This window comes from Micrococcus sp. KT16 (genome assembly GCF_003315015.1).
Classification (GTDB): domain Bacteria; phylum Actinomycetota; class Actinomycetes; order Actinomycetales; family Micrococcaceae; genus Micrococcus; species Micrococcus luteus.
In genome coordinates, this window is the sequence record NZ_QNRG01000013.1 from 1 (window position 1) to 25023 (window position 25023).

Below are 25023 nucleotides of genomic sequence, written 5' to 3' on the forward strand. Positions count from 1 at the left end.
TACGCCCGCCCCTACACCTCAGAGCAGGCTCGGCGTGAGGCCCTGGCGGTGTGGGTGAACCACTACAACTACCATCGGCCTCATACCTCCTGCGGGGACGCCCCGCCAACCTCGTTGGCACCGGCCCGAGTCAACAACGTCATGCCCTCCTACATCTAGGCGGTCGGCCCGGCCGGGTTCCCTCCCCGTCCGGGGCGGCGTCTAGGCTCGAGGCGTGAGCACCCAGACCGAGCATCGCGGCCTGTTCGTCGCCGTCGAGGGACCGGACGGATCCGGCAAGTCCACCCAGGCCCGCGCCCTGACCGAGGCCCTGCGCGCCGCGGGCCACGAGGTGGTGCTCACGCGCGAGCCCGGCGGCTCGGACCTGGGCGAGACGCTGCGGGAGCTGCTGCTGGACCCCGGGCACGCCCCCGTGGACCCCCGCACCGAGGCGCTGCTGTTCGCCGCGGCCCGGTCCGCCCATGCCGTCCGCACGCTGCGCCCCGCGCTGGCCCGGGGCGCCGTCGTCGTCACGGACCGGTATGTGGACTCGTCCGTGGCCTACCAGGGCGCGGCGCGCGGGCTGGGCGAGGCGCGGATCGCCGCCCTGAACGAGTGGGCCACGGACGGCCTCGTCCCCGATCTGACGGTGCTGATCGACGTGGACGCGGCCACCGCCGCGGACCGGCGTGACCGCCGCGCGGCGGAGGGCGAGGGCACCCCCGACCGCATGGAGCGGGAGACGGCGGACCGGCACGAGGCCCTGCGCGCCGCCTTCCTCGCGCGCGCGGCGGCCGCGCCCGAGCGGTACCTCGTGCTCGACGGCGCGCTGCCGCCGCAGGAGCTCACCGCCCGCGCGCTGGCCCGCGTCACCGCCCAGGCGGCCGACCGATGACGGCCCCCGCCCCCGCCGTGTTCGCGGACCTCGCGGGCCAGGAGGCCGCGGTGGCCCAGCTGCGCCGCGCCGCGGCCGAGGACCGTCCCACCCACGCCTGGATGTTCACGGGCCCGCCCGGCTCCGGCCGGTCGACGGCGGCGCGTGCGTTCGCCGCGGCCCTGCAGTGCGAGGTCGCAGACCCGGCGGCGCGCGGCTGCGGCGAGTGCCACGCGTGCCGCACCGTCCTCGGCGGCACCCACCCGGACGTGACCGTGCTGGCCACCGAGGCGGTGAGCTATCGGATCGAGGACGTCCGCGCCCTCGTGGAGGCCGGCCAGTCCACCCCCGCCACCGGGCGCTGGCGGATCTTCCTCATGGAGGACGCGGACCGCATGACGGAGCGCGCCACGAACGTGCTGCTCAAGGCCATCGAGGAGCCGCCGGCCCGCACGATCTGGATGCTGTGCGCCCCGTCCCCCGCGGACGTGCTCCCCACCGTCCGCTCCCGCTGCCGGCTGATCACGCTGAGCATCCCCGCCGTGGAGCAGGTGGCGGAGCTGCTGCACCGCCGCGACGGGCTGGACCGCGAGACGGCGCTCACCACCGCCCGGATCTCCCAGTCGCACGTGGGCATGGCCCGCCGCCTCGCGCGGGACCCTGAGGCCCTCGAACGCCGCGAGCGCATCCTCTCCCTGCCGCTCCAGGCCACCGCCGTCTCCGACGCGATGGCCCTGGCCGCCACGTTGGCCGAGGTGTCCAAGGCCGAGGCCGAGTCCGCCGCCGAAGCCCGGGACGCCGAGGAGCTCGAGGCGCTGCGCCGCTCCCTGGGCCTCGAGCCCGGCGAGCCCGTCCCGCCCAAGCTCCGCCACCACGTCAAACGGCTCGAGGAGGACCAGACCCGCCGGCGGCGCCGCGCCGTCCGGGACTCGCTGGACCGGGCCATGATCGACGTCATGGGCCTGTTCCGGGACGTGCTGCGCGTGCAGCTGGGGGCCGACGGCGAGCTCATCAACGAGCACCGTCGGGACGAGATCGAGGCGTACGCCCGCGGCGCCGCCGGCGACTCGGCCGAGGTGCTCGCCCGGATCGACGCCGTCACCACGGCCCGGGAGCGCATCGCCGCCAACGTGCCGGAGCAGCTGGCCCTCGAAGCCATGATGCTGGCGCTGCTGCCCCGCCGGGTGCGCACCCCGCGACGTCGCTGAGCGGCCGCGCGGGGCGGGCCGGCGCCGGCTCAGCGGGTGCGGACCACCAGGTCCGGCACGTCGGCCAGGCCCGGCACCACCCGGTCCGCGCCCGCCGCCAGCAGGACGTCGTCCGCGTCGCGACCCGTGCGCACGCCGACCACGAGTCCGGCCCCCGCGCGGCGCCCGGCCGTCATGTCCTCCGCGGTGTCCCCGACCACCAGGACGCTGCGGACGTCGTCGAGGTCGAGACCGAGCAGGGCGGTGAGGATCATGTCCGGGTAGGGGACGCCGCGGCCGGCGTCGTCCGGGGAGAGGCTCAGATCCGCCAGGCCCATCCACCCCAGCGACTCGAGGATCATGTTCTGGGTGTGGCGGGCGTAGCCGGTGCACAGGCACACGTGGAGGCCGAGGGCGCGCAGGCGGACGAGCGCCTCCTCCGCGCCCGGGACGGCCTGGACGCCGTGCTCGGCCAGCAGCGCGTCGAAGGCCGCCTCGAACGTGCGGGTCGCCGCCGCGGCCACCGCCCGGTCGGCGAACACGCGGGGGAACACGGCCGTGCGCGAGGTGGGCCGGAGCGCGCGGAACCGCCGAGCGGCGTCGTCGTGCTCCGGCGTGCCCGCCGGGACGCCGTGCTGGTCCAACGTGCGGGCGAACGCCGTGTCCTGGAGCCCGTGCTCCACGATGGACGTGCCGGACATGTCCACCACGGCCAGGCGGAGGGGCGCGGCTGACGAGGCCGCGGCGGGGGGTGCCGGGGTGCGAGGGGCGTGGGGCAGGCTCATGCGTCTCCCGTCGACGGTGTGTGCCCACCAGGGAACCGTCCCCGTCTGGCCGCGGCGTGGCCTGGGGGTGAACGCCTGCGGAAGGCGCGGGCCACAGTCGGTGGCCCGCGCGCCCGGCCGCGCGGTGGAATCGGGGCCGCGAAACCGGTATGCTCGTCAGCCGTGGCCGTTCACGGTCACGTGCCTCCTTAGCTCAGCTGGCCAGAGCAGCTCCCTCGTAAAGAGCAGGTCGCCGGTTCGAATCCGGCAGGGGGCTCCCCCGGACCCCGCCGCGTGATCACGCGGCGGGGTCCTCTCGTCTTCGGGCCGGCCGTCCGGGGCGCGCCGCCGTCAGAGCCCGGCTCCCAGCTCCTCCGCCCGGTCCAGGTGGCCGAGGGTGCGTTCGGCGTGCCGGCCGACCGACTCCGCCGAACCCTGACCGAGCCGGTACAGGGCGAGGGCCTGGGCGGTGGCGGCCAGCTCGTGCGCGGCGCGGGAGAGCTCACGGTGGACGTCGGCGGCCTCGGCCGGGATGTGCTCGCCGTCGCCCTCGTGGTCCCGGTGCAGGCGGACGCACAGGGCACGGACCGCGGGGAGCCGTTCCGTGAGGACGTTGCCGGCGTGGACCACGCCGTTGCGCTCCTCGGGGCTCAGCACGTCCGTGCCCCGCTGGCCCTCCAGCACCTGCCAGTAGCGGTCCAGGGCCCGGCTGAGTCGGTCGTGGGCACGGCGCCACAGCCCCGTGCCGAGCTCGCGGTCGTCGGCACGCTCCTGACGGAAGCGTGCGAAGGGCCCCCTCATGCGCGGTCGCCGGACGGCCGGCGCGCGTCGGCGGGGTCGGTGACGAGCACGACCTTGCCCGTGCGGGTGGCGGAGTCGAACCAGTCGAACGCCTCGGCGGCCTCGGCGAGCGGGAAGCACGCCCCGACGCTCGCGTCGATGCGGCCCGCCGCCACCAGGGGCCACACGGCACGTTCGGCCGCGGCCACGATCCCGGCCTTGTCCACGACCGAGCGGGAGCGGAGCGTCGCCCCCGTGAGCCAGCCGCGCTTGACCACCAGCTTCATGATGTTGAAGTCCTCCGGGACGGCGCCGCCCTGGACCGCGAGCGTCACGATGCGTCCCTCGGGGGCGAGCGCGGACACGTTGGGCGCCAGGTACGGGGCGCCGACGACGTCGAGGATGACGTCCGCGCCGTGGCCGTCCGTGACCTCCTTGACCCACGGGGCGAAGGCACCGGACTCGGCGGCGCGGTGGTCGAACATGTGCTCGGTGCCCAGCCGCCGACCGAGCGCCACCTTCTCCGGGCCGCCGGCGGTGCCCAGCACCCGTGCACCGAGCGCGGCGAGGAACTGGACGGCGAAGGAGCCGATGCCGCCGGTGGCGCCGTGCACGAGCACCCGGTCCCCGGCCTGCACGCCCGCACGGCCCACGAGCGCCGAGTGCACCGTGCAGGCGACCTCCGGCAGGGCCGCCGCCTCGACGAGGCCGACGCCGTCGGGGACGGCCATGAGCTGGCCCGTCGGCACGGCGACGTACTCGGCGAAGCCCCCGCCGGCCAGGAGAGCGCACACCCGGTCACCGACGGCGAAGCGCCCCTCCCCCGGCATCCCGGCCTCGGGTCCCAGCGCCGCCACGGTGCCGGAGACCTCGAGCCCGGGGATCTCGGAGGCGCCGCGCGGCGGCGGATAGCGGCCCTCGCGCTGCGCGATGTCCGCGCGGTTGAGACCCGCGGCGGCCACGTGCACCAGCACCTCGCCCGGGCCGGGGTCCGGCACGGGCTCGTGGCCCACGCGGACGACGCCGTTGTCGCCGGCACCGGTGAATCGCACGGCGCGCATCTGTGCGGGGACGTCCATGGGGGTCTCCTCCTCTGGTCGGGGGTCGAGGGTCCATCCTCGCGCGCGGGGGCCGGACTCGCCACCGGCCGCCCGCCGGGCCACGGGCTAGAGTGGGTCCTCGACGCGGCGGCCCACACCGTCGCGGTCAGGCCCGGGATGGTTGTCCGAGCGGCCGAAGGAGCCGGTCTTGAAAACCGGTGCGCGGTGACCCCGTGCCGAGGGTTCGAATCCCTCACCATCCGCGTGCACACGACGAGAGGCGGCGGGCCGGACGGCCCGCCGCCTCTCGTTCACCTGGAGGCCACCTGGATGTGATGGACTCCCCGCGTCACCCCGCCGTCCACCGGCGGCGCACCTCTGTCATCACGCATCCCGGGGAGAGCCATGCCCAGCCTGTTCCGCCGCCGTGCCGTCACCACGGCCGCCTGCACCGTCCTCGTCCTCGCGCCCGCGAGCGCGGCGCCCGCCCTGGCCGTCGAGACGGCCGCCGCGGACGAGACCACCATCTCGATCCTGTCCTTCAACGACTTCCACGGCGCGCTGTCCGCGGACTACATCGGCACGCAGTTCGCGGACACCGTGGAGGACTACCGCACCGCGTTCGAGGCCGAGCACGGCGCCGGCTCCACGCTGCTGACCAGCGCCGGCGACCTGATCGGTGGCTCGAAGTCCGTGTCCAACGTGCAGCAGGACAACCCGACGATCGACGTGATGAACGCGCTCGGCCTGGCCTCGCTGACCGCCGGCAACCACGAGTTCGACAAGGGCCTGGACGACCTGCAGGGCCGTGTGGAGTCCCGGGCCCAGTTCCCGGTGCTCTCCGCCAACCTGGTGGACCCGACGAGCAAGGAGCCCGTCCTCACCTCGCACGCCGTCTTCGACGTCGACGGCGTGCGCGTCGCGGTCATCGGCGCCTCCCCCAACGAGCTGTACGCGACCACCACCGGCGCGGGCCTGAAGGGCAACGAGGTCCTCGACGAGGTCGCCGCCGTGAACGCGGTCGCGGACGAGCTGGAGGCCCAGGACGCCGCCGACGTGATCGTGGCCTCGTACCACGACGGCGCCGCCGGGGCGGGCGAGCTGGCCGCCGAGCGGGCGGCCCGGGCCGAGTTCGACCGCATCGTCGGCGAGACCTCCTCCGCCGTGGACGTCATCTTCAACGCCCACACCCACCAGCTCTACCAGTACGACACCACGGCCGGCGGCGCCCACCGCCCCGTGATCCAGGCGGGCGCCTCCGGCAGCCACCTGGCCGCCGTCGAGCTGACCGTGGGCGCCGACGGCGAGGTCACCGGGCTCACCCCGCGCCTGCTGGCCCGGTCCACGCAGGCCCCCGCCGAGGCCGCCGCGGAATCCCCCGTCACCGCCCAGGTGTACGCGATCGAGCAGGAGGCCGTCGCGGTCTTCGAGGACCTGCAGGGCGAGGTCGTGGCCGACCTGTCCGCCTCCATCACCACCGACTACCAGAAGCTCATCGACGCCGGCGGCTCCTGGAAGGCCGGCGGCACGCGCGCCGCCGAGACCACCCTGGGCACCTGGGTGGGCGACGCCGTCAAGCACGCCGCCGAGCAGGCGAACCCCGAGGTGGACCTCGGCGTGACCAACCCCGGCGGCCTGCGCTCCGAGCTGCTGACGGACCGCTTCACCGACGGCGGCGCGTTCCCGGCCAAGCCGGCCGACCTCGTCGGTCGCCTCACCCTGGGCGAGCTGCTCGACATGGCGCCGTTCGGCAACACCATCACCTACTTCGACATCCCGGGCTCCTCCATCAAGCTGGCCCTCGAGGAGAACTGGCGGAACGACGTGCGCAAGTTCACCCTCGGCTGGTCCGAGGAGCTGACCTGGACCTACGACGAGTCCCGCCCGCAGGGGGACAAGGTGACCGGCGTGTGGATCGACGGCGAGCCGCTCCAGGCGGACCGCATGTACACGGTGGCCAGCCAGTCGTTCCTGGCCGACGACACCTGGACGACGCTCGGGGACCCGACCAAGGCCCCCGACGGCTACACCGCCTTCGCGACCGGCCGCCAGAACTTCGTGAACATGGGCCTGTTGGACTCCCAGGCGATCACGGACTACGCCCGCGCCCAGGACGCGGCCCACGGCGCCGTCGCCCCGGACTTCGGCAAGAACGGCGTGCCGGTCACCGACGCCCCCGCCTCGGTCGAGGCCGGGCAGGCCGTCGGCCTGACCCTCGGGGACCTCGTGGTGGACTCCGACGGCGCCCCCGCGGCGACCGCGGTCGACGTCGCCTTCCGCACGGCCGACGGCACCGCGACCGCCCTGGGCACCGTGGCCGTCCCCGCGGGCTCCGAGACCGTCACGCTCTCCGGGATCACCGCCCCCGCCGCGGCGGGCACGGGCGAGCTCGTGATGACCGTGCGCTACGCCGACGGCAGCACGACCGTGGTGCGCCATGCCCTCGAGGTCACCGCGGCCCCGTCCCCCACCGAGCCGGAGCAGCCCGCCCCGACCCACCCGGGCAAGGGTCATGGCAAGGGCCATGACAAGGGCGCCGACCACCCGGGCAAGGGCCGCGTGAAGGGCGAGGACCACCCGGGCAAGGGCCGCGGCGTGCAGCGCGGCGCCGCCACGCACCCCGTCTTCTCCGCCCATGCCTGGCTGACCGCCGCGGGCCTGCCGCGCTGACCCATCGAGAACGAGACCGAGGACGACATGACCCCCCTGCCCCGCTTCGCCGCGCGCACCGCGGTGACCACCGCCGCCCTGGCCCTGCTCGCCCCCGCCGTGGCCCTGCCCTCCCAGGCCAGCCCGGCCGGCGACTCCCTCGTCATCAACGAGGCATACACCAACGGCGGCTCCGCGAACGCCGTGTACACCCACAAGTTCGTGGAGCTCTACAACCCCACCGACCAGCCGATCAACCTCGACGGCTGGTCCCTGCAGTACCGCTCCGCCGCCGGCACGGCCGCGACCCAGGGCACGGTCGCGCTGTCCGGCACGGTGCCCGCGAAGGGCCACTTCCTGGTCTCCGGCGGCTCCAACGGCACCGCGGGCGCGGCCCTGCCGCAGGCAGACCTCGTGGCCGGCGGGGCGTTCAACCCCGCGGGCACCAAGGGCACGATCGTGCTCGCGCGCCAGGCGGGCACCGTGACGGACCTGCCGGTCGGCTCCGTGGTGACCGGCCAGGTGCCGGGCGTCGCGGACGTGCTCGGCTACGGAGCCACGAACACCTTCGAAACAGCGGCTGCCGGCGCCCCCTCGGCCAACTCGGACCCGAAGTCCCTCACCCGCACGAACGGCGTGGACACGGACGACAACAGCGCCGACTTCACCGTCACCGACCAGGTCACCCCGACCAACGCCGCCGCCACCGGCGGCGAGCCGACCCCGGAGCCCGAGCCGCAGCCGACCCCGGCCGAGCGGATCACCATCGCCCAGCTCCAGGGCACCGGCACGGCCACCCCGTACGCCGGGCGCCAGGTGACCACCACCGGCGTCGTCACCGCCGTGTACTCCACGGGCGGCTACGACGGCTACTACATCCAGACCGCCGGCACCGGCGGCGACACCCCCGACGCCACCCCGGGCGCCTCCGACGGCGTGTTCGTGTACTCGCCGGACACGGTCGGCTCCGTGACGCTCGGCGACCACGTCCAGGTCACGGGCGAAGCGGCCGAGCACTACGGCCTCACGCAGATCAAGGTCGCCGCCGGCGGCGTGCTGCCGGTCGCCGAGCCCGGCGCCGTGGCCCCCACGCCGGTGGAGTTCCCGCTGGAGGAGGCCGACCGTGAGGCGCTCGAGGGCATGGTCCTCGCCCCGCAGGGCGACTGGACGGTCACGGACAACTACTCCCTCAACCAGTACGGCTCCCTCGGCATCGTCCCCGGCACCACGCCGCTGGACAACCCGACGTCCGTGGCTCGGCCCGGCGCCGAGGCCCAGGCCGTCGCGGCCGCCAACGCGCAGCAGCTGATCGTGCTCGACGACGGGGCCACCACGAACTTCATGCGCTCGCCGGGCAACCAGAACCCGCTGCCGTACCTGGACGCAGACCAGCCGGTGCGCGTGGGCGCGGGCCTGGAGTTCACCACCGGAGTCATCCTCGACTGGCGCTTCGACGCGTGGTCCTTCCAGCCGCTGGGCCACCTCACCGACGCCACGGCGGCCGCCGTCCAGCCCGTGACGATCGAGGACACCCGCCCGGCCGAGGCCGCCCCCGAGGCGGTCGGCGGCAACGTCACCGTCGGCAGCTTCAACGTGCTCAACTACTTCACGACCCTGGGTCAGGACGTGGCCGGCTGCAGCGCCTACCGCGACCACGCCGGCACCCCCGTCACCACGAACGGCTGCCTGCCGCGCGGCGCCTACACCTCCGAGGCGTTCGCCCGCCAGCAGGAGAAGATCGCGGCCGCGATCAACGGCCTCGGCACCTCGGTGGTCGCGCTCGAGGAGATCGAGAACTCCGAGAAGTTCGGCCTCGACCGGGACCACGCGCTGGCCCACCTCGTGGAGGCCCTCAACGCGCAGGCCGGCGAGCAGCGCTGGGCCTACGTGGCCTCCCCGGCCACCCGTCCCGCGCTCGCGGACGAGGACGTCATCCGCTCCGCGTTCATCTACCAGCCGGCCGAGGTCACCCCGGTGGGCGAGTCGGTGATCCTGGACGACCAGACGAACTTCGACAACGCCCGCGAGCCGATGGCCCAGCTGTTCCGCGCCGCCGACGGCACGTCCGAGGGGGCGGCCGGCACCGACTTCGTGGCGATCACCAACCACTTCAAGTCCAAGGGCGGCTCGGGTGCGACCGGGGACAACGTGGACGCGGGCGACGGCCAGGGCGCGTACAACGCGGACCGCGTGGGCCAGGCCGAGGCCCTCGTGGCCTTCGCCGAGCGCATGAAGGCCGAGACCGGCACCGACCGCGTCCTGCTGATGGGCGACTTCAACGCCTACGAGAAGGAGGACCCGATCCGCGTGCTCGAGGCGGCCGGGTACCTCTCGCAGGGCGCGCTCACGGGCGAGTACTCGTACGCGTTCGGCGGCGCCGTCGGCAGCCTGGACGGGATCTACGCCTCGCCGTCGGCGGCGACGGCGATCACCGGCCAGGACATCTGGATGATCAACGCGAACGAATCCGTGGCACTGGAGTACTCGCGCCACAACTACGTGGCCGAGGACCTGTACTCCGCGGACCAGTGGCGGTCCTCGGACCACAACCCGATCCTGGTGGGCCTCCAGCTCGACGCGCCCGTGACCGAGCCGACCCCGGAGCCGGAGCCCTCCCCGGGCGAGACCTGCGACGGCGTGACCGATCCGCGCGGCGTGCCGGGCAAGCCCGCGAACTCCGTGCGCGAGTGGCTGCGCTGCGTCGGCGCGACCCCGGGTCACGGCGGCGACCACCCGGGCAAGGGCCACGGCCCGGAGCACCCCGGCAAGGGCCGCGGGCCGGTCCGTCCCTGACGGGACGCGGGGCGCCGCACCCGGCATGACGACGGCGGGGCCGTCCGGGAGCCACCCGGACGGCCCCGCCGTCGTCGTGGGGGCTCAGCCGGCGAGCACGGCCGTCGCGGCGGCGTCGGCGTCGGCGAGGAAGAGGGCACGTCCGGCCGGATCGGCCCCGGCCTCGGCCGCGATCGCGGTGCCCCACTGCACGCCCGAGAGCTGCAGGCCCAGCACGAACACGTCCGCGTGGACCGTGCCGTCCGCGGCCCGCAGCCGGTACGGGCGGGCCGTGACGTCGAAGCCGGTGGCGGGCACGCGCACACCCTCCTCGTCCTCCCACGTCCCGGCCGCGGCGACGCCGTCCGCCAGCATCTGACGGACCAGCGGGGAGGCGGCGGCCTGCACGCGGTTGGGCGGCATCATCGCCTCCACCAGCCAGGCCCCCTCGACGACGGCGGGCCCCAGCGAGTCCTGCGCTCCCACCTGGGGGCTGTGGGCGGTGAATGCGTGTTCCTCGGCCTCGACCACGGGCGCGGGGCCGGCCCAGGTGAGCAGGCCGGCCCGGTGCACCGCGAGCATCTGCTCCACGCGCCACAGGGGCGGGCCGGAGGCGAGGCCCTCGACCAGCGGCTCGAACCAGCCCTGGACGTCCCGGATGCGGGAGGCCTCGGTGATCCGGCCCTCGGCGACCCACGCCTTGATCCGCAGTCGGCCGGCATGAAGCGCGCCGACGGCCATCATGAACGGGGACTCCTCCCCGAGGGCGGCCTCGACGCAGGTCTGCTCCATGAGCTCCGCGACGGCCCGCTGATAGTCCTCATGGGAGGCGAACACGGCGTCCTCGAACGGGGACCCATAGGCCAGGATGTCGAGGAAGCGCCGGCCGGGGGCGTACCGCTGGAGGAGCTCCTCGGCGTGCGCGGAGGTCACGGGGGCGCCGCGGCCGGCCTCCTCGAGCTGGCCGACGAGCTCCCCGAGGAATCGGCGCGCCTCGACGGGGCCGCCGAGGATCTCGGGCTGGGCCCGGACGAGCGTGGCGTAGTAGTGCCGGACCACGTCGCGGTGCAGCAGCGGCCAGAGGTGCTCGGCGAGGTCCAGGGCCCCGTGCCGGGCGGCGAGGGCGTCCACGGCGGCGTCGGAGAGGTAGCTGAGGGTGACGCCGCGGGGCACGAAGGCGTCCACCTCAGCCTTGGGCAGGTACGGGATGCCGCGGCGGGACATCAGGTGCAGGCGCGGCTCGTCCCCCGACGGCTCGTACCGCAGGGCCCGGCCGGGTCCGTCGCCGGTGCGGCGGTACACCCCGCCCCGGCCCTGGGTGAGCTGGGCCAGCAGGTCGAACGCGTTCAGGCCCATGCCCCGCACGAGGACGTCCGCCCCGGCCTCCACGGTCTCCCAGTCCACGTCCGAGGGGATCTGCGGGCCCTGGTAGTGCAGCTCGTCCCTGCCCCGCGCGGCGGCGGCCATCCGGTTCTGGCCGGGGCTGAGCTCCGCAGGCTGATGGCCCAGACAGAGCACGACGGCGTCCGCGTCGAGCGCGGAGACCGCACCGTCGGCGTCCCGCAGCTCCAGGCGGGCGCCGCCGTCGGGCCGGGGGTGCAGGGCGGTGGCCTCCGCGCGGTGCTCGACGACCTCGACGACCTCGGGGCGGGCGCGCAGCCCCGCGACGACGTCCTTGTACAGGTGCCGGAGGTAGCGCCCGTAGACCGCTCGGGCCGGGTACTGGTGGCGGCGCACGCCGAGGCTGGCCTCCGGGTGCACGCGACGCCACTGGTCGAAGGTCTGCGCGGCGGTGGAGGGGCGCAGACCGGGGTTGTCGGCGGCGCACGCGGTCGGGAAGAACGCGGGGGTGTTCATGAGGTACAGCTCGGACTGGTCCGTGCGCCACACCCGCCCTGGCCCGGGCGGATAGGGGTCCACGACGTCGATGCGCAGCCGCCGGGGGTGTGCGTCCGGGGCCGCGCCCTCGAGTCGGGCGAGGATCCGCTCCAGCAGCATGACGCCGCGGGGGCCGGCTCCCACCACTGCGAGGCGGCGCTCGGCCACCAGGGGCTCGGACATGGGGCCTCCACTCTCCTCGGGATCGTTTTCACGCCTGCGGCGCGCGTATTCCACACAATATCGGTGGCCGTCAAGGGTCGCGGACCGCATGCGCCACACTCCCACCGATCCCCCAGGATCCACAGCAGGCCCGGACGAAGAATCCGCGGAATCATGCGGATCACACCGAGATTCTGGGAGAAGTCTGGGAATTGGGAATCTGGGGGGCCGATGGTTGACGCCACTCGGGCCCATGGGGAATTGTGAATGAGCGTAAGGCAACAAAACACCAATTCAGAAGGAGAATTCCTCATGGACCGCAACGCTCTCGACCAGCTGCAGAACTCCACCGTCTTCGCCACCGACGGCGACAAGATCGGCTCCGTCGGTCAGGTCTACCTCGACGACGTCACCAACGAGCCCACCTTCGTCACGGTGAAGACCGGCCTGTTCGGCGCCCGCGAGACCTTCGTGCCGCTGCAGCAGGCCCAGACCACCGCCGACGGCATCACGGTGCCCTTCGAGAAGTCCTTCGTGAAGGACGCCCCGAACGTGGACGCGGACGGCTCGCTGACCCCCGAGGAGGAGCAGCGCATCTACGAGTACTACTCCATGGAGTACTCCGCCGCGGATCACGACGGCGACGTGCGTCGTGACGACGTGCGCACCGACGCCGGCGCCGCCGGCGTGGCCGGCACCGCGGGTGTGGCCGGCGTGGCCGACCGCCGCGACGAGGCCGTCGTGGACGGCGACCGCCGCGACGTGACCGACCGTGACCGCCGCGACGTGACCGACGCCGACTCCGTCGTCGTCAAGGACGAGCACCTGAACGTCGGCACCGAGCGCCGCGCCTCCGGCCGCGTCCGTCTGCGCAAGCAGGCCTACACCACCACCGAGACCGTCGAGGTGCCCGTCACCCGCGAGGAGGTCGTGGTGGAGCGCGAGTCCGTCGACCCGAACTCCGCCGAGGCCCGCACCGCCGGCCGCGACGGCGACGTCGAGGTCACCACCTACGAGGAGACCCCGGTCGTCAACAAGACCGTGGACGCCGAGAAGGTCTCCCTGGGCAAGCGCCAGGTGCAGGACACCGAGACGGTGACCGAGGAGGTCCGCCACGAGGACGTCAAGGTCGACGGCGACGCCACCGATCGCGACCTCGACGGCCGCAACGACCGCAAGGATCGCATCTGATCTGAACGGACGCGTCGGCCTCAGGCCGGACGGCTGACAGATCACGCGGGGCCCCGGATCCATGGATCCGGGGCCCCGCTCGTGCGCGATGGTGATCCGTCCGTGAGCACGCCGCTCCTTTGCCCTGCCCTGGCCTGGCGCGCTAAACTGAACCGGTCTGACCGCGCGTCGCCCCGTGCGAGGCGCGCCGGATGGAGGAGACGTGCCAGAGCGGCCGAATGGACTTCACTGCTAATGAAGGGCTCGACGAAAGTTGGGCCGGGGGTTCAAATCCCCCCGTCTCCGCTGGTAGGGGCCGGAACCCGTGTGGTTCCGGCCCTTTCCGCATGTCTAGGCCGTTTTCGTGTGGACACGGAATATGCACCAGTAGGCACAGGGTAGCCTCAATCCCGACTAATGCCCGACTAGTCGATAGTCGGTCGGGCCGCGACTGGAACGGAGGCCCGGACATGGCGACCCCGCGCAAGCTCCCACGCGGCATCACCCTGAACCCGAGCGGGCGCTACCGCGTGAAGCTGTACGCCCAGGATCGGGAGTTCAGTCTCGGCACGTTCGCCGCGCTCGCGGACGCGAAAGCCGCTCTAGCCGTAGCTCAGGGGGAGGTTGCCCGGGGCACGTTCATTCCCCCTGCCGAACGGCGCAGGGCACTGAAGGCCGAGGCGGAGGCCGCGAGCGCCCGCGCCGCCGCCGAGTCCCGAACGGTGCGCCAGCTGGCCGATGCTTTCCTAGCGTGGAAGGAGGGGGCCGGGCTGGCCTGGGGCAGCGTCTACACCTACCGGCGGCACCTAGAGGGGCATTTCCTCCCGGAGTTCGGTGACCGGGCTGTGGGCGCGGTGACGACGGTGGACCTGAATGCATGGCTGGACAGGTTGGAGTCCGACCACGGGGCATCAGTGGCCCCGGAGGTTCACGGGACCGTCACGGCGCTGTTCAAGTTCGCCGCCGGTCAGGCCCGCGACCTGCCCCGAGGATTCACCCCGTGGATTACCGCCTCCCCTGTGCCCGCGTTGACCCGTACCCGGCGGCGCGAGCACCGGGAGGTGACGATCCTCGCCCCCTCCGAGCTGGCCCGCCTGTCCGAGCTGATGACCTACCCCGAGGACCGGGCGCTGATCCTCACCGCCGGATGGTGTGCCCTGCGGATCGGTGAGGCCCTGGCCCTGCGGCGCCGGCACGTCGTCACCGATGACGCCGGACGGCTCATGCTGCGGATCGAGACACAGGTGCAGGCACGCGGGAGAGGCCTCTACGAGGCCCCGCCCAAGTCCGAGGCCGGGCGGAGGACCATCTACGTTCCTGCGCTCGCCAGAGAGGCGCTGACGGCCCACCTGGCCCAGCACGTCGGGGCCACGGCGGACGCACTGTTGTTTCCCCGGCGCGGCGGTGGGAACCAGCTGAACAACCCCAACACCATCGGGAAGCGGCTGAAAGCGGCCGTTGACCTGCTGAGCCGCGAGCGCACGGAGGCCGGGGCCGAGCCGCTGGGCCGGTTCACGTTCCACGGGCTGCGGCACACCGGATTGACCCGGCTGGGACAGTCAGGGGCCACGGAGGCCGAGCTGATGGCATTCGCCGGGCACTCCGACCCTAAGGCTGTCCGCATCTACCAGCACGCCGAACGCAACCGCCTAGCGGCGCTCGCGGACAGGATGACCGGCGATGACCTCTGAGACGGCCCCTCGTGAGTGGTGGGAGCACCCTGACTTCATCGGCCCGACCATCACGGTCTACTGTGACGACCCGCGCCACCGGGGGACGCATCGGGCAGTGGCGACGTTCGGCCTGGCCGAGGTCCCCACGCACCGGATTGGAGAGTTCCGTCACCGCCGGGGTGAAGCCCACGACCGAGGGCGATGCAGCGGGACGTGTTGGACGCCCGAGGACTGGTGCCACCGAACGCATTTCTGGGCCGTGCGGACCCCTCTGATGGGTGAGCTGCGGCACGTGCTCGAACGGATCGAACAGGCCGGAGAGCTGACCGAACCGGGGTTGTTGGATGCGTTGTATCTCGCGCACGGGCGGCAGGTTCAGCGAGACGCCCAAGTCGTGAGCCACGCTGGCAACGTGCAGGCAACCGGGGAGGTGCCTCTCGCGCACGTTGCGTGGATAGCCGTAGCTCGCGAGATGACCGAGCCGTGGGCGCAGCGTGACCCCTACTATCATCCGCTATGGGGGGACGGGTATGCCGGACGTAACACCCGATACTCGTACCAGTACGCACCACGCAACAGCCAGGTCGCCGCGCTTCATGCCCCAGGCCCACGAGTGCACTACATGCCCAGGCCAGACCGGGAGGAGTGGCCCATCATGTATCGCCAGGGCATCGGGCTAGTCTGCGACCGCTGCCAGCGCCAGGAACGGAGTACCAAGGGGCGGAACAGCAAGCGCGTGGACGTGTCACACGCACGCCTGTACGTCCTTTTGGACCGGGCACACGCAGAGGGAGTCAGGGAGCTTCCCCTCCACGTCTTGCGACGGATGAATAGTCAGCTCTAGCGCCTAGTCGTGCCACCTCTCGCTACAATGGGCGCATCGCCGGGGTGTGTGCCCCGGACCTAGGCAGACCGCCGGGTATCTCAGGCTCGAACCACGATCCCCCGTCAAGGGGCCGGGAGAGGGTCCGTGAGCCATGCCCGGAGGTACCCCGCATGTCTGCCCCTCTCCCGTCGCACCTGACCATCGTTCAGTCCGCCGACCTGCTCCAGGTGTCCCGAGACACCATCCGCCGACTGATCGCGTCTGGTGACCTGAAGGCCTACCGCATCGGCCCTAGCACCAACCGCCGCCGTCCCATCCGCGTAGACCGGGACAGCCTGCTAGCCCTGCGCGAGCCGGTCACCGGTCTGGCCGCGCTGAAGGCCGGTGAGGCCGCGTGAACCTCCCACAGACACGAGAACGCCGCCCCCATGAGGCGGGAGCGGCGTCCATCAAGTCGTTTCGCGGCGACGTCCCCAGCGTACCCGGCAACCGCCCGGTGGCCGCGAGCGCTGCTGTCCTCTCGCCCCTCCCGTGGGCGCGTGCCCTGGCCCAATCCCCCTCAGCCCCCACATGCCGGTGTGGCGATTACTCTCGGGCGCTCGCGGCCGTCGTGCCTCTCGTGTGGGCGGATGCCTACGCCCAGGGTCACGCGGACGGACTGGCCGAGGGACTGGCCCAGGGACTGGCCCAGGGCGCGGCTCACCCTGCCGTCGCCGCTTCCGTCGCTCGCGTGTTCGCGGGATGGGATGGTGCGGACGCCGCCCGAGAACGGAGCGTCGCCAGCTTCACGACGTGGCACTCCCAGGCCCGCGCTCAGGTGAAGGAGGGACCGGCCTATGACCGTCTCGCCGCGTGAAGAAGACGTTGATTGGTCGGAGGTGGCCGCGCCCTCCGGTGCCCTGGAGGACGCGCACCGCGTGTTCCGTCGGTGGCTCGGGGACGACTATGACGTGCAAGCCCTGGACGCCGTGCTCGCCGCTGCTGCCGTGGAACGTCTCGACGGTGACCCGCTGTGGCTGCTGGTCATCTCAGGGTCGGGCAATGCCAAGACGGAGACCGTGGCATCCCTGGCCGAGACCGGGGCACACATGGTCTCAACCATCGCCTCAGAGGGCGCGCTGCTGTCTGCGACCTCGAAGAAGGAGACGACGGAGGATGCCACGGGCGGGCTGCTGCGACAGATCGGGGAGCGCGGCGTCATCGTCATCAAGGATGTGACCTCCATCCTCTCCATGTCCGGCGACCAGCGCGCTGCCGTGCTCGGGGCGCTGCGCGAGGTCTACGACGGATCGTGGACGCGCACCGTGGGGACCGACGGCGGGCGCACCCTGAGATGGGCCGGACGCCTGGCCGTCGTCGGGGCAGTCACGACCGCATGGGACCGCGCTCACTCCGTGGTCGCTGCGATGGGTGATCGGTTCGTGCTCGTGCGGATGGACTCGACCCGTGGCCGTCAGGCAGCGGGTCGGCGTGCCATCGGCAACACCGGGCATGAGGACCAGATGAGGGCCGACCTCACCGGGGCGGTGGCCCGCGTGCTGGCCGAGATGACGGCGGAGCCTGTGACGGTCACGGATGCCGAGACGGAGGCGCTGCTGGCCGCCGCTGACCTCGTGACCCGCGCCCGCACCGCCGTGGATCGGGACTACGCCGGGAACGTGATCGACGCCCACGCTCCGGAGATGCCGACCCGGTTCGCCAAGCAGCTGGCCCAGGTGGTGCGCGGGGCGGTGGCGGTGGGGATGGATCGGCGCGAGGCCATGCGCCTGGCCGTCCGGTGTGCTCGGGACTCCATGCCGCCGCTGCGCCTGGCGATCCTGGATGACGTGGCCGCTCACCCGGGTGCGTCTACCGCCGAGGTGAGGAAGCGTGTCGGCAAGCCCCGGGCGACTGTGGATCGGGAGCTTCAGGCGCTGCACATGCTGGACGCCCTCACCACCGATGAGGAGGAGGAGTTCAGGGCCGGGCGGGAAGTCACGGTGTGGCGGTACACGCTGGCCGATGACATCGACCCCGGGGCACTGGACCCTGACGCCCTCTGAATCCGGTACCAGATTCTGCACCACCCTGGCACACACCTATTAGGGGTAGGGGGGTACTGCAGAATCTGGTACCGCCGGATGCCTGTAATCATGCCGGTTTCCTGAAACGGCACACCACCCAGACGACCCTCGACCACCTCACGGTCGGGGGCCGTCGTCATCCCGGGATCGACCGCGAGCGCCCGCCAAGCAGTGCCCGCGCTCGCGGACGTGGCCCCAGACCGCCCAACCCCGTGAATGAGGGCACCCATCGGACCCATGAAGGCCCCAGCGGAGGCGGCGACCCATGATGCCGACCCCATGGAAAGAGCCCCCGAGCGTGGACCTCATGGAAGGAGAACGCTCACCCCTGGCCCGTTTCCACGTCCATCAGGTCCGCGAGACGGAGGAAGTAGTCCGCGAGCGCCCGTGCCTGCCGTGCGTCCGGGAGGAACGCCCCACCCGTGGACAGCTCCGAGTCCTCCACCCGCACATCGGCCCACGCAACGCGGGGACGCCCGGGTGCCTCCGTGGTGACGATCTTCCCGTAGACGGTCAGGGTGGACGTGCCCGGGGACTCTAGGGCCACGGCCCCCAGGTGGATCGTGTGCTCCGTGTCCAGCGTGACCAACGTGCTCCCGGTGGCGGTCTGGTGGCCGGTGGCGGCGCTCGCGGTGAGTCCAGCGTCGTGCTGCTGCGTGGTGTTCGTCATGGTCCGTGATCCGATCTACTACCCCGGCTAGCGCCGAGAATCCCGACTACTGCCCGACTAGGCAACAGTCACCGGATGCATACGCCCATGTCACAGGCAGGTTGGCGGAGACTCCCCCCGTCTCCGCCAGAGAGGGCCGGAATCCACGCGATTCCGGCCCTCTTCGCGTCTGTACGCGGGGACCTGACATACCGACCGGCTGGTGACTAGTTGTAAGAGGGCATGACGTTGTTGACTCGGGCCGGGGCCAACGAGGCCGGAGGGGCGTCCCCGCAGGAGGTATGAGGCCGATGGTAGTTGTAGTGGTTCACCCACACGGCCAGCGCCTCACGCCGAGCTGTCTCTGAGGTATACGGGCGGGCGTAGAGGACCTCATCGACCATCAGCCGGTTGTACCGTTCGACCTTCCCGTTATGGCGCGGGGTGTAGGGGCGGATCCGGTGGTGCCGGCCCCCGAGCGAGACCACCTTGGCGGTGAAGTCCACGGCCCGGTAGTTGTTCCCGTTGTCCGTGACCACCCGGTCCACGGTGATGCCGTGGGCGGCGAAGAACGCCCTCGCCCGGCAGAAGAACCCGATCGTGGTCACCGCCTTCTCATCCTCCAACGCTTCGGTGTACGCCAGGCGGGTGTACCCGTCGATCGCCGAGTGCAGGTAGGTGTACCCGACCCGCCGGCCGGCACCACGCTTGGAAGCACGGCCTGCTTCACTTTCACGTCCGTGGGTGCGCCAGCCGCCCCCGTCTGGGATCTTCCCGATCTTCTTCACATCCAGGTGCACCATGTGCCCCGGCCCTCTCGCGGTGATCTTCTGGGGTCGTTGGCGCAGGTCTTCCCCGGCCGGGGTCAGGTCCCGTAACCGGGAGAGCCCGGCCCGGTGCAGCCACCGTCCCACGGTACGAAGACACACCCGGTGGCCCTCGGAGACGAGGTGGTGATGGATCCGGCGGGCCGACCACTTCTCCCTGCGACGCAGGGTCTGGATCTGAGCCACCACCTCGGGATCGAGCTGGGCAGGTGAACGGTGCGGCCGGCTGGGCAGGTCCTGAAGGCCGGCTTCTCCCTGGGCGCGGTAGCGGGCCACCCAGGTGGCCACCGTGGGCCGGCTCACCCGGAACTCGGCGGCGACATGGGCTTGCGGGATGCCGTCGTGCAGGTGGCGGTGGACCATCCTGAGACGGCCGGTGGGAGTCAGGGGTGCATTAGCGTGAGTCATGAGTGGGTCTCTTTGCGCGGATGGGTGGTGTAGGAACTTCCATCCTGCGGGAGAGGCCCACTCGTCTCATCTCAGTCCGGCCCTCGTGCCAAGAACCTCATGACCCGCAACAACTAGCCCTCCCCGCGACGCTCGCGCATGCGGCGCAGCAGCTCGTACGCCTCCGGCACGGAGAGCTCCGAGTGGCTGGACAGCTGGACGGCGGCGGACTCGAGGTTGCCGTCCCGCACCATGGCGGCGAGCTGGTCGCGCAGCCACGGCGGCAGGTCCCGCGAGGAGAGCCGGACGGACTCCGTCCCCCGCATCACCTCGACCTCGAAGGGGAGCTCCTCCTCAGCGGGGGCGGCGGTCCACTCGGCCGGGACGGTCAGGGTCGTCAACTCGTCGGCGGACGGCGCCGTCGGACGCGGCGCGGCCGAGGCGTGGTCGCTGTCCTGCCGGGCGTCGTCCTCGGCCACGGCGTCAGAGGTCTCGCGATCGGGCGTCTGGGCGTCCGGCTCCCCCCGCCCGCTCGAATCCTGTCCGGGCCGCTTCGGCCCGGGGGTGTCGGCCGGGGCCGCGTCGTCCCGATGGGGCTCCCCATGGCCGCCGGGAACGGGCCCCGCGACTCCGGCGGACGTGGCGTCCGGTTCCTGCACCGGCTCGGAGTAGACCTGCGGATGCACGGCGAGGGACTGCACGTCCATGACGGCGTCCTTCAGGCCGCGTCCCGTGTGGGCGCGGTAGTCGCGCACGGCCTCCATCACGCGGCTCTGGGCGATGTGCCCGTACACGCGCCGATGGGCGTCCTCGTCCAGCAGCCCCGCTGCCAGACGCGCCCGCTCCGGTCCGATGTCCAGCCCGCGACCGGACGGCGTGCGCTGGTCCGCCGCCTGACGCGCTCGACCGGCCGACATCCACCGGGCGGCGGCGAACGCGAGGGCGCCGATGACGACCACCGCGAGGACAGGGACGAGATATTCCATGCCTCCAGTCTAGGTGTGGCCCGCGAGGGCCATGTCGGCAGCCGCGGCGCCACATCACAACCTGGTCACAGTTCTGCCGGGGCTCCAGAGTCACCGAGGGCCTCCCCTACGGTGGAACGTGGAGTCCTCCGTGTCTGGTCACGGCGGCCATGGAGGAGACACTCCGCCCGCCACTCGACCGAGCCAGGAGACCGCATGTCCTTCCCCCGCCGGTCCGCCCGCACCGTCGACACCCCCTCGCCCCGGCGACGCCGCTGGTGGGGGACGTCGGTGGCCCTGGCCCTCGTGCTGGCCGGCTGTGCCGCCCCGCAGGGGGACGAGGGGACGGCGGCCGGGTCCTCCGGCGCCACGGACGCGGCCGTCTCGTCGCCCGCATCTGCGGACGGATCGGAGGCCTCGTCGTCGCAGGGACGGTCCTCGGATGCGGCGTCGTCCGGTGAGGGCTCGCCGTCGGCCGCCGCGGACCCCGCGGTCCCCCTGGCCGCCCGCTCCCACGAGGACGTGCCGATGCGGGCCTTCACGGCGGAGGAGCGCCCGCCGCAGTTCGTCCTCTTCTCCTTCGACGGCGGCCGTCAGGATGCTCGCTGGAAGACCTTCCTGGACGCGGCGGCGGACTCCGACGCGAAGTTCACGGTGTTCCAGTCCGCGATCAACCTCATCGAGACCGCCAACCGGGAGAACTACACGGCGCCCGGCAACGAGCCCGGCTACGTGGGCACGGAGTTCGGCGGCGACGAGGCCGAGGTGGCGCAGCGCATCGAGAACATCAACACGGCACACGCCGCCGGCCACGAGATCGGCACCCACTACGCGGGTCACCTGTGCGCGCCCACGAGGTACGGCGCAGACCAGTGGTCCACGGCCGAATGGAAGCAGGAGTACGGCTCGTTCACGGACATCCTCTCCGACCCCGGCGCCTACAACCCGGGCAGCTCCCTGCCGGCGCTGGAGGTCACCCCCGACGACGTCAAGGGCGGACGTCTGCCCTGCCTCGACGGGGAGTGGGACCAGCTCGTCCCGATGTGGAAGGACAACGGACTCGAGTACGACACGTCGCGTGCCGCGGCCGCCTCCGGCGTCGCCTGGCCCTACCAGGAGGACGGGATCTGGGAGTTCGAGATGCCGATGACCTGGTCCCCCGTGCTCGCCGAGAAGGACGCGGCCAGCCCGTTCGTGATGGCGATGGACTACAACTTCTGGATCTCCGGCAACGGCGGCAAGGACATCCCGGAGGACGTCGCCCGACTCACCGACTTCCAGTACCGCACCTACCGCTACATGTACGACTCGGCGTTCGCGGGCAACCGCGCCCCGCTGGTCTTCGGCAACCACTTCAACGACTGGGGTCTCAACGCGTTCAACCCGGCTGTGGAGAAGGTCATGCGCGAGGTCTGCGTCGAGGAGGACACCTACTGCGTGACCTACCAGCAGATGATCGCGTGGCTCGAGCTGCAGGACCCGGAGGTCCTCGCCGCCTGGCGCGACCAGGCCCGGTCCGCCACCGGCACGGATGCCGAGGCCCTCGGCTGGTGACCCGCGGGTCGGCCCGCTGACACCCGCCCCCACGACGGCCCCGGCTCAGCGCGCCGGGGCCGTCCCGCGTCCGCGCAGCACGACGACGGCGCTCACCAGGGCGGTCAGCACCAGGGCCAGGACCATCAGCACCGTCCCCGGCCACCCGTGGGACTCGTGGAACACGCCGCCCAGCCAGCCGAAGAGACTCGAGCCGGCGTAGTACGCGAAGTTGTACAGGGAGGTCGACTGGGCGCGGCCCGTGGGGGCGGCCGTCCCGGACCATGCGGAGGCCACGGCGTGGGCGGCGAAGAACGCGCCCGTCACGAGCACGAGGGCGGGCACCAGCACCGCCGGATGCGGGACCGACGTGAGGGCGACGCCTGCCGCCATGGCCGCCGTCGCACCGGCCAGGACGGGCAGCCGGCCCACCCGCGCGGCCAGCCGACCCGCGCGCGGCGACGACCACGTGCCCGCGAGATAGGCGAGGAAGACGAGGCCGGCCGCCGTCGGCGTCCAGGAGAACGGCGGGTCGAGCAGGCGGTACCCCACGAAGTTGTACAGCGCCACGAACCCGCCCATCAGCAGCGCCCCCTGCAGGTAGACGGCGACGAGCTCCGGCGAGCGCAGGTGACCGCGCACGATGCGCACGAGCGTCGCCGGGGAGGTGGGCGACGGCGTGAAACGCCGGGCGCGCGGCGTGATCGCCAGGAAGCCGACCGTGCACAGCACCCCGACCACGGTGACGGTCAGCATCCCGCCGCGCCACGAGGACGCCTCCGCGACGGGCAGGGCGAGGAGCCGGCCGGAGAGCCCGCCGAGGGTGGTGCCGGCGATGTAGGTGCCGGCGGCAGCCGCGACCGCGTGCGGGACCACCTCCTCCGCCAGCAGCGCCACGGCGAGTCCCGCGACGCCCCCATGCGCCATGCCCTCGAGCAGGCGCAGGCCCAGCATGGCCTCGAACGTGGGTGCGAGGACGCCCGTGAGCGCGCACGCACTGGCGGAGACCATCGAGACCACCATGGCGCGTCGGCGGCCCCACCGGTCCCCGGCCACGGACCACGGCACCACCGACACGGCGAGGCCGAGTGTGCTGGCGGAGACGAGCAGGGCGGCACGGTCCGCGGGGACGCCCAGGTCGTCGCTGACGAGCGGCAGCAGGCCCTGCGGGGAGTAGAGCTGGGCGAACGTGGCCACCCCCGCCAGGAACAGCCCGATCAGCAGCCTGCGGTACGCGGGCTCCCCGGGAGCGGCCGGCGCGGGTCCCGACGGCGGGACGGCCGGGGGCCCCGCGCTCGGGGGCGGAGTGGTCGGGGGCACGCCCTCACTGTATCCAGGCTGTCCACTACGATCGGTCGGGTGACTACCTCGACCCCCTCCCTCGACCTGCACGACTCCTTCAAGGCGTACGACGTCCGCGGCATCGTGGGCGAGTCCATCACGGCGGAGAGCGTCCGCGCGGTGGGCGCGGCCTTCGTGGACGTGCTGGGCCTGGCCGGTCACACCGTGCTGGTCGGCGGGGACATGCGCCCCTCCTCGCCCGCGTTCATGACGGCCTTCGCCGAGGGTGCCACGCGCCGCGGCGCCGACGTCGTCACCCTGGGGCTGATCTCCACGGACATGCTCTACTACGCGGCGGGCGTGAAGCAGGCCGCGGGCGTGGTGTTCACCGCCTCGCACAACCCGGCCGAGTACAACGGCATGAAGATGGCCCAGGCCGGCGCCGTGCCGGTCTCCTCGGACACCGGGCTGTTCGAGATCCGCGACGCGGCCCAGGCCTACCTCGACGCCGGTGAGATCCCCGCCGCCGAGACCGCCGGCACCGTGACGGAGGAGGACATCCTCCCCGGCTACGCCGCATACCTGCGCTCGCTCGTGGACCTGACGGGGGTGCGCCGCCTGAAGGTCGTGGTGGACGCGGGCAACGGCATGGCGGGCAAGACCACCCCGGCCGTCCTCGGCGACGCCGAGCTGGCCGCCCTGCCGCTGGAGATCGAGCCGCTCTACTTCGAGCTGGACGGCACCTTCCCGAACCACCCGGCCAACCCGCTGGAACCGGAGAACCTGCGGGACCTGCAGGCCGCCGTCGTGGAGCACGGCGCGGACATCGGCCTGGCCTTCGACGGCGACGCCGACCGCTGCTTCGTGATCGACGAGCAGGGCGCCCCGGTCTCCCCCTCCGCGGTCACCGCCCTGGTGGCCCGCCGCGAGATCGCCCGCGCGAAGGCCGACGGCGAGCAGACCCCCGTGGTCATCCACAACCTGATCACCTCCCGCGCCGTCCCCGAGCTCGTGGCGGCCGACGGGGGCCGGGCCGTGGAGACCCGCGTGGGCCACTCCTTCATCAAGGCGGTCATGGCCGCCGAGTCCGCCGTCTTCGGCGGCGAACACTCCGCGCACTACTACTTCCGCGACTTCTTCAACGCGGACACCGGCATGCTCGCGGCCATGCACGTGCTGGCGGCCCTGGGCGGCCAGGAGCAGCCGCTGTCCGAGCTGGCCGAGGAGTACGAGCCGTACGTGGCCTCCGGAGAGATCAACTCGCAGGTCGCGGACAAGGACGCCGCCGTGGCCGCGGTGGTGGCGCAGTTCGCCCCCGCCGTGGGCGAGGGCGTCGGCGAGGGCCAGGCCGTGCACGAGGACTTCGCCGGGGTGGCCACCACGGTGACCCGCATGGACGGCACCACGGTCGCCGCCCAGGACGGCACGTGGTGGTTCAACCTCCGCCCGTCCAACACGGAGCCGTTCCTGCGCTACAACGGCGAGGCCCGCACGGCCGCCACCATGGAGGCGCTCCGCGACGCCGTGCTGGCGATCGTCCGCGCGGAGCGCTGACCTCGGCGGC

19 protein-coding genes and 3 tRNA genes are annotated in these 25023 nt (G+C 72.7%); 14 read left to right on the forward strand and 8 right to left on the reverse strand.

Annotated elements, in window-relative coordinates; translation table 11 throughout:
* From DE149_RS09580 to DE149_RS09590, 3 genes are all read left to right on the forward strand, one after another.
* On the forward strand, positions 1-159 hold a 159-nt coding region (locus tag DE149_RS09580; RefSeq protein WP_147084474.1), incomplete at its 5' end, for an integrase core domain-containing protein.
* Positions 160-214: 55 nt separating this feature from the next.
* Positions 215-874: a dTMP kinase gene (gene tmk / locus DE149_RS09585; protein WP_036316043.1), complete on the forward strand. Its 660-nt coding sequence runs from the start codon at positions 215-217 to the stop codon at positions 872-874.
* A complete protein-coding gene (locus DE149_RS09590; protein WP_063189346.1) occupies positions 871-2061 on the forward strand; it encodes a DNA polymerase III subunit delta' in 1191 nt (396 codons plus the stop codon). The genes tmk and DE149_RS09590 overlap by 4 nt, the downstream gene beginning before the upstream one ends.
* 29 nt (positions 2062-2090) lie before the next feature.
* On the opposite strand, the gene DE149_RS09595 is transcribed toward DE149_RS09590, so the two are convergent.
* The gene (locus DE149_RS09595; protein ID WP_041104709.1) at positions 2091-2825 is read right to left on the reverse strand and encodes an HAD family hydrolase; all 735 of its coding nucleotides are present in this window, start codon (positions 2823-2825) and stop codon (positions 2091-2093) included.
* Between the two features lie 182 nt (positions 2826-3007).
* Here DE149_RS09595 and DE149_RS09600 point away from each other — a divergent pair.
* Positions 3008-3081 (forward strand) — tRNA-Thr (locus DE149_RS09600).
* 74 nt (positions 3082-3155) lie between these two features.
* Here DE149_RS09600 and DE149_RS09605 read toward each other — a convergent pair.
* Together DE149_RS09605 and DE149_RS09610 are read right to left on the reverse strand one after the other, a co-directional pair.
* A complete protein-coding gene (locus DE149_RS09605) occupies positions 3156-3605 on the reverse strand; it encodes a hypothetical protein (protein ID WP_063189344.1) in 450 nt (149 codons plus the stop codon).
* The gene (locus DE149_RS09610; protein ID WP_082836636.1) at positions 3602-4663 is read right to left on the reverse strand and encodes an NAD(P)H-quinone oxidoreductase; all 1062 of its coding nucleotides are present in this window, start codon (positions 4661-4663) and stop codon (positions 3602-3604) included. The genes DE149_RS09605 and DE149_RS09610 overlap by 4 nt, the downstream gene beginning before the upstream one ends.
* Positions 4664-4799: 136 nt before the next feature.
* On the opposite strand from DE149_RS09610, the gene DE149_RS09615 reads away from it, so the two are divergent.
* The 3 genes from DE149_RS09615 to DE149_RS09625 all read left to right on the forward strand — a co-directional run bounded on the left by DE149_RS09615 (position 4800) and on the right by DE149_RS09625 (position 10066).
* Positions 4800-4887: transfer RNA gene (locus DE149_RS09615), tRNA-Ser, on the forward strand.
* Positions 4888-5029: 142 nt separating this feature from the next.
* Positions 5030-7294, forward strand: coding sequence for a bifunctional UDP-sugar hydrolase/5'-nucleotidase (locus tag DE149_RS09620; RefSeq protein WP_113914410.1), 2265 nt, complete (start codon positions 5030-5032; stop codon positions 7292-7294).
* A gap of 27 nt (positions 7295-7321) precedes the next feature.
* Positions 7322-10066: an ExeM/NucH family extracellular endonuclease gene (locus tag DE149_RS09625; protein ID WP_199489701.1), complete on the forward strand. Its 2745-nt coding sequence runs from the start codon at positions 7322-7324 to the stop codon at positions 10064-10066.
* 84 nt (positions 10067-10150) lie between these two features.
* Here the strand turns inward: DE149_RS09625 and DE149_RS09630 are convergent, their stop codons facing one another.
* The gene (locus tag DE149_RS09630) at positions 10151-12106 is read right to left on the reverse strand and encodes an FAD/NAD(P)-binding domain-containing protein (protein WP_095354008.1); all 1956 of its coding nucleotides are present in this window, start codon (positions 12104-12106) and stop codon (positions 10151-10153) included.
* A gap of 291 nt (positions 12107-12397) precedes the next feature.
* Here DE149_RS09630 and DE149_RS09635 point away from each other — a divergent pair, with 291 nt between their 5' ends.
* The 5 genes from DE149_RS09635 to DE149_RS09660 all read left to right on the forward strand — a co-directional run bounded on the left by DE149_RS09635 (position 12398) and on the right by DE149_RS09660 (position 17796).
* Entirely contained in the window at positions 12398-13276 is an 879-nt protein-coding gene (locus DE149_RS09635) for a PRC and DUF2382 domain-containing protein (protein WP_049146144.1), read from the forward strand.
* A 196-nt stretch (positions 13277-13472) separates the two neighbouring features.
* A tRNA-Ser gene (locus DE149_RS09640) sits at positions 13473-13561 on the forward strand.
* A gap of 164 nt (positions 13562-13725) precedes the next feature.
* Positions 13726-14946: a site-specific integrase gene (locus DE149_RS09645; protein WP_158530788.1), complete on the forward strand. Its 1221-nt coding sequence runs from the start codon at positions 13726-13728 to the stop codon at positions 14944-14946.
* Positions 14947-15924: 978 nt separating this feature from the next.
* Positions 15925-16152 (forward strand): helix-turn-helix domain-containing protein, encoded by a 228-nt coding sequence (locus DE149_RS09655; RefSeq protein WP_113914413.1) that lies wholly within the window; start codon positions 15925-15927, stop codon positions 16150-16152.
* Between the two features lie 438 nt (positions 16153-16590).
* A complete protein-coding gene (locus tag DE149_RS09660) occupies positions 16591-17796 on the forward strand; it encodes a hypothetical protein (protein WP_199489702.1) in 1206 nt (401 codons plus the stop codon).
* 343 nt (positions 17797-18139) lie between these two features.
* Here the strand turns inward: DE149_RS09660 and DE149_RS09665 are convergent, their stop codons facing one another.
* The 3 genes from DE149_RS09665 to DE149_RS09675 form a co-directional block, all read right to left on the reverse strand.
* Complete coding sequence (locus DE149_RS09665) at positions 18140-18487, reverse strand: hypothetical protein (protein ID WP_069941739.1); 348 nt, start codon at positions 18485-18487, stop codon at positions 18140-18142.
* Between the two features lie 206 nt (positions 18488-18693).
* A complete protein-coding gene (locus DE149_RS09670; protein WP_101967259.1) occupies positions 18694-19701 on the reverse strand; it encodes an IS481 family transposase in 1008 nt (335 codons plus the stop codon).
* Positions 19702-19814: 113 nt separating this feature from the next.
* Positions 19815-20666 (reverse strand): hypothetical protein, encoded by an 852-nt coding sequence (locus DE149_RS09675; protein ID WP_036316053.1) that lies wholly within the window; start codon positions 20664-20666, stop codon positions 19815-19817.
* Between the two features lie 195 nt (positions 20667-20861).
* On the opposite strand from DE149_RS09675, the gene DE149_RS09680 reads away from it, so the two are divergent.
* Entirely contained in the window at positions 20862-22199 is a 1338-nt protein-coding gene (locus DE149_RS09680) for a hypothetical protein (protein WP_063189905.1), read from the forward strand.
* Between the two features lie 45 nt (positions 22200-22244).
* Here DE149_RS09680 and DE149_RS09685 read toward each other — a convergent pair whose 3' ends face one another.
* Entirely contained in the window at positions 22245-23396 is a 1152-nt protein-coding gene (locus DE149_RS09685) for an MFS transporter (protein WP_255421448.1), read from the reverse strand.
* A 141-nt stretch (positions 23397-23537) separates the two neighbouring features.
* On the opposite strand from DE149_RS09685, the gene DE149_RS09690 reads away from it, so the two are divergent.
* Positions 23538-25013, forward strand: a complete 1476-nt coding sequence (locus DE149_RS09690) for a phosphomannomutase/phosphoglucomutase (protein ID WP_063189907.1) — start codon at positions 23538-23540, stop codon at positions 25011-25013.
* The last annotated feature ends 10 nt before the right edge of the window (positions 25014-25023 follow it).